The organism is Pseudomonas sp. TUM22785 (assembly GCF_028198105.1).
Lineage (GTDB): Bacteria > Pseudomonadota > Gammaproteobacteria > Pseudomonadales > Pseudomonadaceae > Metapseudomonas > Metapseudomonas solani.
The window spans coordinates 779,763-792,667 of the sequence record NZ_CP116239.1 but is presented as its reverse complement, the minus strand read 5'-3'; the positions used below and the strand labels follow the sequence as shown (position 1 = coordinate 792,667).

At 69.7% G+C, this 12,905-nt stretch carries 10 protein-coding genes and 1 riboswitch; of the genes, 8 read left to right on the top strand and 2 right to left on the bottom strand.

What is annotated here, in order from left to right; genetic code table 11:
• Window positions 1-10 precede the first annotated feature (10 nt).
• Complete coding sequence (cbiE, locus tag PI990_RS03700; protein ID WP_271659848.1) at window positions 11-1,216, bottom strand: precorrin-6y C5,15-methyltransferase (decarboxylating) subunit CbiE; 1,206 nt, start codon at window positions 1,214-1,216, stop codon at window positions 11-13.
• 81 nt (window positions 1,217-1,297) lie between these two features.
• A riboswitch (cobalamin riboswitch) is annotated at window positions 1,298-1,487 on the top strand.
• 85 nt (window positions 1,488-1,572) lie between these two features.
• On the opposite strand from cbiE, the gene cobG reads away from it, so the two are divergent.
• The 8 genes from cobG to PI990_RS03660 all read left to right on the top strand — a co-directional run bounded on the left by cobG (window position 1,573) and on the right by PI990_RS03660 (window position 11,364).
• A complete protein-coding gene (gene cobG / locus PI990_RS03695; RefSeq protein ID WP_442969313.1) occupies window positions 1,573-2,913 on the top strand; it encodes a precorrin-3B synthase in 1,341 nt (446 codons plus the stop codon).
• A complete protein-coding gene (locus PI990_RS03690) occupies window positions 2,910-3,536 on the top strand; it encodes a precorrin-8X methylmutase (protein WP_263401584.1) in 627 nt (208 codons plus the stop codon). The genes cobG and PI990_RS03690 overlap by 4 nt, the downstream gene beginning before the upstream one ends.
• A complete protein-coding gene (locus PI990_RS03685) occupies window positions 3,536-4,297 on the top strand; it encodes a precorrin-2 C(20)-methyltransferase (RefSeq protein ID WP_021219621.1) in 762 nt (253 codons plus the stop codon). Before PI990_RS03690 ends, PI990_RS03685 begins: the two co-directional genes overlap by 1 nt.
• Entirely contained in the window at window positions 4,297-5,952 is a 1,656-nt protein-coding gene (cobJ, locus tag PI990_RS03680; protein ID WP_271659846.1) for a precorrin-3B C(17)-methyltransferase, read from the top strand. The genes PI990_RS03685 and cobJ overlap by 1 nt, the downstream gene beginning before the upstream one ends.
• A gap of 150 nt (window positions 5,953-6,102) precedes the next feature.
• Window positions 6,103-6,603 (top strand): sigma-70 family RNA polymerase sigma factor, encoded by a 501-nt coding sequence (locus PI990_RS03675; RefSeq protein ID WP_111261942.1) that lies wholly within the window; start codon window positions 6,103-6,105, stop codon window positions 6,601-6,603.
• On the top strand, window positions 6,600-7,583 hold the full coding sequence (locus tag PI990_RS03670) for a FecR domain-containing protein (RefSeq protein ID WP_271659845.1): 984 nt from the start codon (window positions 6,600-6,602) through the stop codon (window positions 7,581-7,583). Before PI990_RS03675 ends, PI990_RS03670 begins: the two co-directional genes overlap by 4 nt.
• A gap of 80 nt (window positions 7,584-7,663) precedes the next feature.
• Window positions 7,664-10,072 (top strand): TonB-dependent siderophore receptor, encoded by a 2,409-nt coding sequence (locus PI990_RS03665; RefSeq protein ID WP_271659844.1) that lies wholly within the window; start codon window positions 7,664-7,666, stop codon window positions 10,070-10,072.
• Between the two features lie 80 nt (window positions 10,073-10,152).
• Window positions 10,153-11,364 carry a PepSY-associated TM helix domain-containing protein gene (locus tag PI990_RS03660; protein WP_271659843.1) on the top strand — a complete coding sequence of 404 codons (1,212 nt, stop codon included), beginning with the start codon at window positions 10,153-10,155 and terminating at the stop codon, window positions 11,362-11,364.
• Here the strand turns inward: PI990_RS03660 and PI990_RS03655 are convergent.
• Complete coding sequence (locus PI990_RS03655; protein WP_271659842.1) at window positions 11,352-12,680, bottom strand: hypothetical protein; 1,329 nt, start codon at window positions 12,678-12,680, stop codon at window positions 11,352-11,354. The genes PI990_RS03660 and PI990_RS03655 overlap by 13 nt on opposite strands.
• Window positions 12,681-12,905 lie beyond the last annotated feature (225 nt).

Below are 12,905 nucleotides of genomic sequence, written 5' to 3'. Positions count from 1 at the left end.
CGGCGCCAACCTAGGCATCCTTGAGCACCTCGAGCAGGGTGATGGGCAGTGCCGAGCGCCAGGTGTCGAAGCCGCCCAGGGGCTGGGCCTGGGCGATGGCGATGCGGGTCAGCTCGCCGCCATGGGCTTCGCGGAAGGCCACCAGCACCGCCTCGCTCTGCAGGGTCACGGCATTGGCCACCAGGCGGCCGCCGGGCTTGAGCTGGCTCCAGCACCGCTCCAGCACGCCGGGTTCGGTGACGCCGCCGCCGATGAACACCGCATCGGGCGCAGGCAGGCCGTCGAGGGCGGTGGGGGCCTGGCCGGCCACCAGGTGCAGGCCGGGCACGCCGAGGGCGTCGCGGTTGTGGCGGATGTGCGCCTGGCGGCCCTCGTCAGCTTCGACGGCGATGGCGCGGCAGGTGGGATGGGCGCGCATCCATTCGATGCCGATGGAGCCGCTGCCGGCGCCCACGTCCCAGAGCAATTGCCCCGGTTGTGGCGCCAGGCGCGCGAGGGTGATGGCGCGAACGTCGCGCTTGGTCAGCTGGCCGTCGTGGCGATAGGCGTCGTCGGGCAGGCCGCAGGTGAGCGGCAGGCGCCGGGCCTGCTCGCCGGCGCGGCAGTCGATGGCCACCAGGTTGAGGGCGGCGACCTCCATGGCCGGCCACTCGCCGGCAATGCCGTCGATGCGCCGCTCGGCCGGGCCACCCAGGTGCTCCAGCACGGTCATGGCGCTGGGGCCGAAGCCGCGTTCGTTCAGCAGGCCAGCGATAGCAGCGGGGCTTGCGCCGTCGTTGCTCAGCACCAGCAGGCGGGCGCCGTCATGCAGGTGCAGGTTGAGTGCAGCGAGGGGCCGCGCCACCAGGGAGACCAGGCTGGTGTCCTGCAGCGCCCACCCCAGGCGCGCGGCGGCCAGGGAGGTGGACGAGGGCGCGGGTAGCACACGCAGCTCGTCGGCGGGCAGTTGCCGCGCCAGGCTGGCGCCGACGCCGAACAGCATCGGGTCACCGCTGGCCAGCACGCAGACCGGCGCGCCACGGCGTTGCAGCAGCGGCTCCAGGGAGAAGGGGCTGGGCCAGGCACTGCGTCGGGCGCGGATGCAATGGGGCAGCAATTCCAGCTGGCGCGGGGCGCCCACCACCTCCTCGGCGGCCAGCAGCGCATGGCGCGCGGCCTTGCCCAGGCCGGCGTAGCCGTCCTCGCCTATCCCCACCAGCGTCAGCCAGGGCTGCATGCGTTTTTCCTCGTATCCGACCGTGCCGCGTCCGTTGGGCATCCGACAACCAGCCGCATCCCACAGCCGCGCAAAGCGGGCATAATAGCGCCCTTCACCGGTTGCCGGAGCGCCCACTGCGCCCGGCCTAAGAGGGAACACGGTCCAAGCCGTGGCTGCCCCCGCAACTGTATGCAGCGAGTTCTCGCGATCCGTGCCACTGGGAAACCGGGAAGGCCGCGACGGACACTGACCTGCCAGCCAGGAGACCTGCCGGTGACACCAGTCGCGTGTGCACGCATCGAGCGGGGTGTCTCGGTGCCAGGGTTCCCCGTGCGGGGAACACGGTCGCCGCGGCAACTGACCCGGTGACCACGGTGAAACAGGCTCCCTCCAGCGCTCCATCCGTCCGCCCCTCGGCCTGCCCGGGGTTGCTGCGTATCGTCCCGGCGAAGGATGGCGGCATCTGCCGCATCAAGCTGCCCTGCGGTCGCCTGCAGGCCGGCACGGCCGAAGCCCTGTCGATCGCCGCCCATGGCCATTCCGGCGGCGTGCTGGAAGCCACCAACCGCGCCAACCTGCAGATCCGTGGCGTGACCCCGGGCAACGAACAGGCGCTGATCACCGAGCTGCTGGCCATCGGCCTGGGCGCCGCCACGCCGGGCGCGGACGATGTGCGCAACCTGATGGTCAGCCCCGCCGCCGGGCTCGACCCGCAGGCGCTGCAGGACATCCGCCCCCTGGCCACTCGCCTGCTGGCCCTGCTGGAAGACAACCCGCGCTTCCACGTGCTTTCGCCCAAGTTCGCCCTGCTGCTGGACGGCGGCGAAGCCCTGGCGATGCTCGACCACCCCAACGACATCTGGCTGGCCGCCATGGAGCCCGGCAAGGACGGCCTGTTCGCCTTCGGCCTGGCCGGCTGCCCGCCCCGCGAAACCGGCGACGCCCCCGCCCTGGCGGCGGTACCCGGCGCCCGGGTGCCGGCCCTGGTGGAGGCGCTGCTGGACCTGTTCCTCGAATTGGCCACGCCGCAGCAGGCCCGTATGCGCGACCTGCTCGGCAGCCTCGGCGCCGAGCGCTTGCTGGCCGAACTGCGCCAGCGACTGCCCTTCCCGCTCCACGACGCCGGCAACTGGCGCCGCCCTGCCAGCGACCTGCGCCCCGTCGGCGTGCTGCCGCAACTGCAGGCCGGCCTGTACCTGGTGGGCGCCATCCCGCCCTTGGGGCGCCTGCAGGCCAGCCAATTGCTGACCCTCGCCGAACTGGCCCAGCGCCACGGCGACGGCAGCCTGCACATGACCCCCTGGCAATCCGTGCTGCTGCCCAACGTGCCGGGACAGGAAACCGCCCCGCTGCTGGCCGAGCTCGCGGCTCTGGGCCTGTGCACCGATATCGACGCGCCCCTGGCGCGCATCCAGGCCTGCACCGGTTCCGCCGGTTGCGCCAAGGGCCTGGCCGACACCAAGGACGACGCCCTGACCCTGGCCGCCGTGCTGCCCGACGGTGCCCAGGTGCACCTTTGCGGCTGCCCGCGCTCCTGCGCCGCCGCCAACGTGGCGCCGCTGACCCTGCTGGCCACGGGCGACGGCCACTACGACCTCTATCGACGCGACGACGGCGCCGGTGGCTTCGGCCGCCCGCTGGCGCGCGACCTAGACATACACGCGGCGGCCGCCTGGCTGGCCGCCACGCCTGACAGCTGGAGCTCCACCGAATGATCGATTACATCCGCGATGGTCAGGAGATCTATCGCCACTCCTTCTCCATCATCCGCGCCGAGGCGGACCTCACCGCCATCCCGCCGGACCTGGAGAAGCTCGCCGTGCGCGTGATCCACGCCTGCGGCATGGTCGACGTGGTGCAGGACCTGCGCTTCTCCCCCGGTGCCGGAGCCGCCGGCCGCGCCGCCATCGCCGCTGGCGCGCCGATTCTCTGCGATGCACGCATGGTGGCCGAGGGCGTGACCCGCGCGCGCCTGCCGGCGGACAACAAGGTCATCTGCACCCTCAATGACGCCGGTGTGCCGGAGCTGGCCCGCGAACTGGGCAACACCCGTTCGGCCGTGGCCCTGGAGCATTGGCGCGAACACCTGGAAGGCAGCGTGGTGGTGATCGGCAACGCACCCACCGCGCTCTTCTACCTGCTGGAGATGCTCGATGCCGGCGCACCGAAACCGGCGCTGATCCTCGGCTTCCCGGTGGGCTTCGTCGGCGCGGCGGAATCCAAGGACATGCTCGCCGCCGACAGCCGTGGCGTGCCCTACGTGATCGTGCGCGGTCGTCGTGGCGGCAGCGCCATGGCGGCGGCGGCGATCAACGCCCTGGCCACGGAGGTGGAGTGATGGGTGCGCAGGAACATTCCGGCAAGGGCCGGCTGATCGGCCTGGGCGTGGGCCCCGGCGACCCCGAACTCATCACCCTCAAGGCCCTGCGCCTGCTGCAGTCGGCCCCCGTGGTCGGCTACTTCGTGGCCAAGGCGAAGGCCAACCTGGGCCAGGGCGGCAATGCCTTCGGCATCATCGAGCAGCACCTGGTGGAGTCGCAGCTGCGCATGCCCCTGGTCTACCCGGTGACCACCGAGAAATTGGAGCCGCCGCTTTCCTACGAGGATGTGATCAGCGACTTCTACGACACCGCCGCCCAGCAGGTGGCCCAGCACCTGGACGCCGGCCGCGACGTGGCGGTGATCTGCGAGGGCGACCCGTTCTTCTACGGCTCCTACATGTACCTGCACGACCGCCTGGCCGAGCGCTACGAGGCCGAAGTGGTGCCGGGCGTGTGCTCCATGCTGGGCAGCGCCGCGGTGCTCGGAGTGCCGCTGGTGTACCGCAACCAGAGCCTTTCGGTGCTCTCCGGCGTGCTGCCGGAAGCGGAGCTGAAGGCGCGCCTGGCGGACGCCGAGGCGGCGGTGGTGATGAAGCTCGGGCGCAATTTCGACAAGGTGCGCCGGGTGCTCGGCGAGCTGGGCCTGGACGGCCGTGCCCATTACGTGGAGCGCGCCACCATGGGCAACCAGCGCATCCTGCCGCTGCACGAGGTGGACCCGATGGCCTCGCCCTACTTCTCGATGATCCTGGTCCCCGGCCAGAAGTGGAGAGGGTGATGGACGCGCGCAAGGCCCCGGCCATCCTGCTGCTCGGCCAGGGCGGCCTGCCCGTCGCCCGGCGCATCCAGGCGCTTTATCCACAGGCCCGCGTGCTCGGCCTGGCCGGGCGCGTGGCAGGCGCCGACGAACCCTACGCCGAGTTCGGCGAGACCCTGCGCGGGCTCTACCGCGACGACAGGCCGATCATCGCCCTGTGTGCCGCCGGCATCCTTATCCGCAGCCTCGCCTCGCAACTGGCCAGCAAAGGCGCCGAGCCGCCGGTGCTGGCCGTGGCCGAGGACGGCAGCGCCGTGGTGCCGCTGCTGGGCGGGCTCGGCGGGGTCAACCGCATGGCCCGCGAGATCGCCGCGCAACTGGAGGTGGCCCCGGCCATCACCACCAGCGGCGAACTGCGTTTCGGCACCTGCCTGCTGGAACCGCCAGCCGGCTATGCCCTGGCCGATATCGAGCAGGGCAAGCGCTTCGTCTCCGACCTGCTGGGTGGCGAGCCCGTCCGCGTCGAGGGCGAGGCGCCCTGGCTGGAGAGCGCCAACCTGCCCCTGGCGGAGCAGGCGCAGCGGGTTATCCACATCACCGCCGAGCAACGTCCCGATGCCGCTGACGAGCTGCTGATCCACCCCCGCGTGGTGGCGGCGCGCATCGACGGGGCAGCGGACGCCGACGCCGTGCGCCAGGCCCTGGCAACCGCCGGGCTGGCCAGCGGCGCCCTCGCCTGCCTGCTGGCCGACCCCGAGCGCATGACCGACGCCACGCTGGCCGCCTGCGCCGACGAACTCGGCGTGCCATTGCGCTTCGTGGTCAACGAACAGGCACTGCCGCCCCTGCACCCGCACCTCTCCGGCGTCCGCCTGTACCGCGCGGAGCGGCCGCTGGATGTGGAGCGCATCGGCCAGCGCCGTGGCCGCCTGACGGTGGTGGGCCTGGGCCCGGGCGCCGCCGAGTTCATGGTCCCGGCCACGCGCCGCGCCCTGGACGAGGCCGAGGACCTGCTGGGCTACGAGACCTACATCCGCATGGCCGGCCCCTTCCGCCCCGAGCAGGTGCTGCACTGCACCGACAACCGCGAGGAGCTGCAACGCGCCCGCCACGCCTTCGAGCTGGCCGCCAGCGGGCGCCGGGTGGTGGTGGTGTCCTCGGGAGATCCGGGCGTGTTCGCCATGGCCGCCGCCGTGCTCGAAGCCCTGGACGACAACCGCGACCCGCACTGGCAACGCGTGGAGCTGCAGGTGTTCCCCGGCGTCTCCGCCGCCCTGGCCACTGCCGCCAAGGCCGGTGCGCCCCTGGGCCACGACTTCTGCCTGATCTCACTCTCGGACAACCTCAAGCCCTGGGAGGTGATCGAGCAGCGCCTCGACCACGCCGGCGCCGCCGACCTGGCCATGGCCTTCTACAACCCCATTTCCAAGGCCCGCCCCTGGCAGCTGGCCCGCGCGCTGGAAATCGTCGCCCGCCACCGCCGCCCGGAAACAGTTGTCGTCCTGGGTCGCGACATCGGCCGCCCGGCCGAGGCGCTGACGCTTACCAGCCTCGGCGAGCTGCGCCCGGAACAGGTGGACATGCGCACCCTGGTGATCATCGGTTCGTCACTGACCCGGCGCATTCCCCGCCCCGACGGCCAGGACTGGGTGTACACCCCGCGCTGGTATCGCTGAGGCGGCACCCGCACCTGGCAGGACGCGAAGCAAGGGCGGACGGTTCGACATGACCGGCCGCCCTTTTCCTGCACGCCAACGTTGCAAATCCCTTCGCGCATCAAGAAAATGCGATTAATTTTCATTTGCTACCGATTCTTCGGTGACCCCATGTCGTCTCCCCATCTCAGTGTGCAACGCCTCTACAGCGACCATCACGGCTGGCTGAAGAACTGGCTGCGCGGCCGCCTTGGCAACGCCGCCGATGCCGCCGACCTGGCCCAGGACACCTTCCTGCGCCTGCTCGCCCGCCGTGAGCAGTTGGAGATCGCCACGCCGCGCGCCTTCCTGCGTACCGTCGCGCGGGGGCTGGTGATCGACCACTGGCGCCGCGAGGAACTGGAGCGGGCCTACCTGGAATCCCTCGCCCACCTGCCGGAGGCGCAGACGCCGAGCCTGGAGGAGCGCGAGCAGATACTCGAGTTGCTGGAACGCATCGCGCGCCTGCTCGATGGCCTGAAGCCGAAGGTGCGCACCGCTTTCCTGCTGGCTCAGTGCGAGGGGCTGACCCATGTGCAGGTGGCCGAGCGCATGGGCATCTCCCTGCGTTCGGTGGAGCGCCATGTCGCCGACGCCCTGTTCCATTGCTACCAGCTGCGCTTCGCCGAATGAGCGCCTCATCCCAAACCGATGCGCAGGTGGTGCGCCAGGCCATCCACTGGCTGGTGCGCTTGCGCTCGGCCAGCGGTGATGCCGAGCTGCAGCGCGCCTGTGAACACTGGCGTGCCGCTCACCAGGACCACGAACAGGCCTGGCAGCGCGTGCAGGTGCTGGACGACGAACTGTCCAGCTCGCTGAAAGCCGTGCCCGGCGCCGACACGGTGATGGAGACCCTGGAAACCTCGGCCCAACGCCTGCGTCGCCGCCAGGCCCTGAAGCTGCTGTCGGCAGCCATGGTCAGCGGTTCCGCGCTGTGGCTGGCCCGCGACCTGACGCCCTGGTCGCGCCTGACCGCCGATTACGGCACCGCCGTTGGTGAACGCCGCCACGTGGCGCTGGCCGATGGCACGCAACTGCACCTGAACACCGACAGCGCAGTGGATGTGCGCTTCGATGAGCACCAGCGCCTGCTGCTGCTGGACCGTGGCGAGATCCTCGTCGACAGCGGCTCTGACGCCACGACGGGCATCCCCCGCCCCCTGCGCGTGCGCACCCGCCACGGCCTGCTGGAGAGCCTGGGCGGCCGCTTCGTGGTGCGTCAGGAGCAGGCCGCCACCCGCCTGAGCGTCGCCGAAGGGGCGGTGAGCATCGCCCCATTGGCCGGCACCGGCGCCCTGGTGGCTCGCGCCGGGCAACGCTTCGATGTCAACGAATACGCCGCGCGCCCGCTGGAAGCAGCGGACATGGACGCAGCCGCCTGGGCCGATGGGCTGATCGTCACCCGTGGCATGCGCCTGGCCGACTTCCTCGCCGAAGTCTCGCGCTACCGAAACGGCCGCCTGGCCTGCAGCGATGCCATCGCCGACCTGCGCCTCTCAGGCGTGTACCGCCTGGACGACACCGACAAGCTGCTGGAGCTGCTGAGCCGCACGCTGCCGGTGGAGGTGCACTACCGCACCCGCTGGTGGGTGACGGTACAGGCCAGGGCCTGAAATCTTTTTTGGCGGGTTTTTCCGCAACGTCCGGCAAAGGGAATGAATCCCATTAACCTTTGCCTTTCACGGAAGCCTTCATGACCGCACCTCGCGCCTCCCGCCTCGCCCTTGCCGTACGCGGCGCCCTGCTTTCCGCCGCGCTGGCCGCCCCGCTGCTGGGCACCCCGGCCTTCGCCGAGGAAGCCACGAGCGCCGCCAGCCGCAGCTACGCCATCCCTGCCGGGCCGCTTGGCGAGGTGCTCAACCGCTTCGCCCGCGAGGCCGGGATCAACCTCTCCGCCACCCCGGAGCAGACCCGTGGCCTGCAGTCCCCCGGTCTGAGCGGCACCTGGTCGGTGGAAGGCGCGCTGGGCCAGCTGCTGGGCGACACGCCGCTGCAGGCCGAGAGCCTGGGCGATGGCAGCTACGTGCTGCGCGAGGTGAAGACCCAGGGCGCGCTGGAGGTGCCCTCCACCCAGGTGTTCGCCCTGGGTAACGCGCTGGGCAGCGAAGAGGGCTACCTGGCCACCCACAGCCAGATCGCCACCAAGACCAGCAAGGCGCTGCTGGAAACCTCGCAGACCGTCTCGGTGGTGACTCACGAGCAGATCGAGGACCAGGGCTCGAAGACCGTGCAGCAGGCGGTGCGCTACACCCCCGGCATCTTCACCGGCCAGGTGGGCGCCTCGAACCGCTACGACTACATCGTGATGCGCGGCTTCGCCGACAACAGCGTGGACAACGTCTACCTCGACGGCCTGAAGACCATGGGCGACAGCGGCACCTTCAGCTCGCTGCAGGTGGATCCGTACTTCCTCGAACGCATCGACGTGCTCAAGGGCCCGTCGTCCGTGCTCTACGGCCGCAGCCTGCCGGGCGGCCTGGTGGCGCTGACCAGCAAGAAGCCGCTCTACGAGGACTACCACCAGGTGCAGGCCACCGTGGGCAACATGGGCCAGAAGGGCGCGGGCTTCGACTTCAGCGGCCCGCTGGACGAGGACAAGCGCATCGCCTATCGCGTGGTGGGCCTGGGCGAGGGGTCGGACACCCAGTTCGACCACATCAAGGAAGAGCGCTACGCCATCGCGCCGACCCTCTCCATCGACTTCAGCGAAGACACCAGCCTGACCCTGCAGAGTTACCTGCAACACGACCCGAACGGCGGCTACCACGGCGGCGTGCCGGCCGAAGGCACCCTGTACCAGCGCAGTGGCCAGCGCATCGGCCGCGACTTCTTCGACGGCGAGCCGAGCCTGGAAGCCTTCGACCGCACCCAGCGCATGTTCGGCTATCAGCTGGAGCATCGCTTCGACGACGTCTGGACCGCGCGCCAGAGCTTCCGCTACCTCAGCTCCGACGTGAGCATGCAGCAGGCGTACGCCTATGGCTGGGCCTCGCCCACCGAGCTGAACCGCTACTACACCGATGCCACCGAGGACCTGAAGGCCTACATCGTCGACAACATGGTCCAGGCCGAATTCGACACCGGCGCCCTGCGTCACACCCTGCTGATGGGCCTGGACTACCAGAACCGCAAGACCAACGTGGAATGGGGCTCCGCCGCCCTCGCCCCGATCGACGCCTTCAACCCGGTGTATGGCAACGATGCGCTGGTGGGCTACGGCCAGGTGGAGCACGACCGCCGCCTGGAGCAGACCGGCCTCTACCTGCAGGACCTGATCGACCTGAACCAGTGGCGCTTCTCCATCGGCCTGCGCGAGGACTGGGTGGAGGTCTCGGACAAGAACGTGACCGCCGGCAGCAAGTCGGACGAGCGCCGCAGCAAGTTCACCGGCCGCCTCGGCGCGCTGTACCTGTTCGACAACGGCGTGGCGCCGTACATCAGCTATTCCGAATCCTTCAACCCCAACGCCTATTCGGATCAGGCCGGCAAGCCGCTGGAGCCCACCGAGGGCACGCAGTGGGAGGCCGGGGTGAAGTTCCAGCCGGTGGGCAGCGACAGCCTGTACACCGCCTCGCTGTTCCACATCGTCCAGCAGAACGTCGCCTCCAAGCTGCCGCAGCAGGATTGGTACACCCCCGTGGGCGAGGTGCGCTCCCAGGGCCTGGAACTGGAAGCCAACACCCAGGTGACCAAGAACCTCAAGGTGCTGGCCAGCTACACCTTCACCGACATCACCTACTCCAAGTCGCTGGACGGCACCCAGGGCAACACGCCGAACCAGGCGCCGCGCCACATGGCCTCCATCTGGGGCGAGTACAGCTTCGACGCCGGCGCCCTGGACGGCCTGCGCACCGGCCTCGGTGCGCGCTACGTCGGCCAGAGCTGGGCGGACAGGGCCAACACCCTGCACGTGCCCTCCTACACCCTGATCGATGCGCTGGTGGGCTATGACCTGGGCAAGGTGGGGCTCAAGGGCATGGACCTCAGCCTGAACGCCAACAACCTGCTGGACGAGGACTACATCGCCTCCTGCTACAGCCTGGAATTCTGCTACTTCGGCGAGCAGCGCAACGTCACCGCCACCCTCAGCTACCAGTTCTGACCGGTGCTTGAACGAGCCCGCCCCGGCACCGGGGCGGGCTCGTGCGTTTACGTGATCGACTTATCCACAGGAGAGCATCCGTGCGCCCTCTTCTCGTCCTGCTGCACCGCTACCTCGGCCTGGCCACCGCGCTGTTCCTCGCCCTCGCCGGGCTCACCGGCAGCCTGCTGGCCTTCCAGCACGAGATCGACGAATGGCTGAACCCGGCCTTCTACCACGCCCCCGCGCAGGGGCCGCTGCTGTCCCCCGGCGAACTGGTGCAGCGCATCGAGGGCGCCGAACCGCGCCTGCAGGTCTGGTACATGGAGTACCCGGACGAGGCCGGCCATGCCGCGCTGATGGCCGCGGTGCCGCGTACCGACCCAGTCACCGGTGTGCCCTACGACCTGCACCACCGGGTGATCTACCTGGACCCGGTGAGCGGCGCCGAGCTGGGCATGCGCCAGTGGGGTGCCTGCTGCCTGCAGGCGCAGAACTTCATCCCCTTCATGCTGGAGTTCCACTACAACCTGGCGCTGCCGGGCAACTGGGGGCTGATCCTGATGGGGCTGGTGGCGATCCTCTGGGTGATCGACTGCTTCGCCGGCGCCTGGCTGACGCTGCCCCGTGGCCGCCCCTTCCTGAAGAAATGGTGGACGGCCTGGACGCTCAAGCGCGGCGCCGGCCGCTACCGGCGCAACCTCGACCTACACCGGGCCGGTGGGCTCTGGCTGTGGCTGCTGCTCCTGCCGGTGGCGGTGAGCAGCGTGGCGATGAACCTGCCGGAGCCGGTGTTCAAGCCGGTGGTGTCGCTGTTCTCGGACGCGCCGCCGAGCACCTACCAGCGGCGCAGCCAGATGCCCCGCGAACAGCTGGGCGAGACACAGATGGATTACCAGCGCATCTACCGGCTGGCGCAAGCGGAAGGTGAGCGGCTGGGCATCGAGGGGGAGATCGGCGAGCTGTACTACAGCTTCGAGTACAACTTCTTCGGCGCCGGTTTCGGGGGCCGCGAGGCCAACCCGCTGGACAAGTCCTGGCTGTTCTTCCATGGCACCGACGGTCGACTGATCGGGGAGGAAATCGCCGGGCGCGGCACTCCGGGTGAACGCTTCTACCGGCTGCAGGCACCGATCCACGGCGGGCGCATCGCGGGGTTGCCGGGGCGCATCGTGATCGCGCTGCTGGGGCTGGCCATCGCCGGGCTGAGCGTCACCGGCGTGGTCATCTGGTGGCGCAAGCGGCAGGCCCGGCGCGCCAGTGCGGCCCGCGCCCGCGAGGGGCGGCGAGCCGCTTTCGGTCAGAACTTATAGCTCAGGCCGAGGGCCGTGCTTTCGTTGTTCTTGTCACGACCGGGCAGGTTGGAGTCCTTGTCCTTGTGCTCGTAGCTGAGGGTCATCACCAGGTCCTTGGTGAGCTTGTGACCGAGGGTGACGACGTGCTTGGTCTCGTCCTCTTCCTTGCCGGAGGGGTCGTGCTCGAAGTCGGTGTGGCGGCGGCTGTAGGCGACGCTGGCGAAGCTGTCCCAGGGCAGCTTGCGGGCGTAGCTGACCTTCCAGCCTTGCTGCTCCTTGTCCTTGTTGCGCGTGTCGTTGTCTTCCACCTTGGGCGAGTAGCTGAGCTCGAAGCTGTCCTTGCCGGTGGGCTTGAAGCGGGTGCCGACCTTGAAGGTGTCGACGTCGATGTCCAGCGGGCTGTCGTTTTCCAGGCCACGGTTCTCGTAGTTGTAACGGGTGTACAGCTCCAGCACGCGATTCAGCTTGTGGCTGGCGCCCAGTGACCAGATGGTGCTGGAGAGGTCGTACTGGTGGTCCTTGTACAGCTGCAGGTAAGTGACGGCGGCGTTGATCTTCAGGCGCCAGGCCGGGATGACGAAGGTGGGGCCGGTGGAGACCGCCCAGGTCTGCCGGTTGAGTTCGTCGCGGTCGTCCTGGCGGGCCTGGGCGATGTTGGCGCCGAGGTTCCAGCGGCTGCCACGGTCGTCGAAGCCGTAGCCGTAGCGCAGGCTGCCGGCGGCCTGCCAGCGGTTGTCGTGGACGGTGGACTTGGGCTTGGCGACCGGGGTGGGCGCGGTGTCGTCGTCCTCCTCGCCGTCGTCGGCCAGGTCGTCCTCGTCCAGGTCGATGTCGTCGAGCAGGTCGTCGAGGCTGTCGTCGTCCTCGAAGGCCATGTCGTCCATGTCTTCGTCGTCCTCGTCATCGAACGAGGGGGCCTGGGTCATGCCCGCGCTGGCGTTGGCGGTGTCGGTGTCATGCACCCGGGCCACGGCGACGCGGCCGCCGAAGGTGTGGGTCTTGAGTTTCCTGGCGATGCGCTTGGCCAGCTTGGCGCCTTCCTTGGCCTCCGCGGAGTCGGGGGCGTCCTGCTTGAGCCGCGCCAGCTCGGCCTTGGCGGCCGGGTAGTCGAGGGCGTCGGCATGGACCTTGGCCAGGGCCAGGCGCGCGCGGGGGTGGCTGGCACTCAGGCTCGGGTCGGCGAGGATGGCGCGGTACTGCTCGGCGGCACTGCCGAGCAGGCCCCAGCGGGCACTGCTTTCCGCGTCACGGGCGAGGGTCTGGTAGGGGCTGGCGATGCTGCACAGGGGCAGGCCGGCCAGAAGCAGAACGGCGGTCAGTCCGTTGAGTTTCATGGTGGGTTCCGGGGGGCGGTCGATGGAATGGTGGGCAAGCCTATAGAGGCGGTTTGCCAGCGTCCAGAGCCCGGCCCGAATGTGATGTTGCATTCACAAAGTCCCGCCCCACGCGGGCTACAGGCTGATCCGACAGCCGAAAACCGGCTGTGGACAACCGAGGCGTCGGGTGCCGTTTTCCTCCTCCCGAAACGAAAAAGGCGCAGCCGGGGGGCTGCGCCTTTG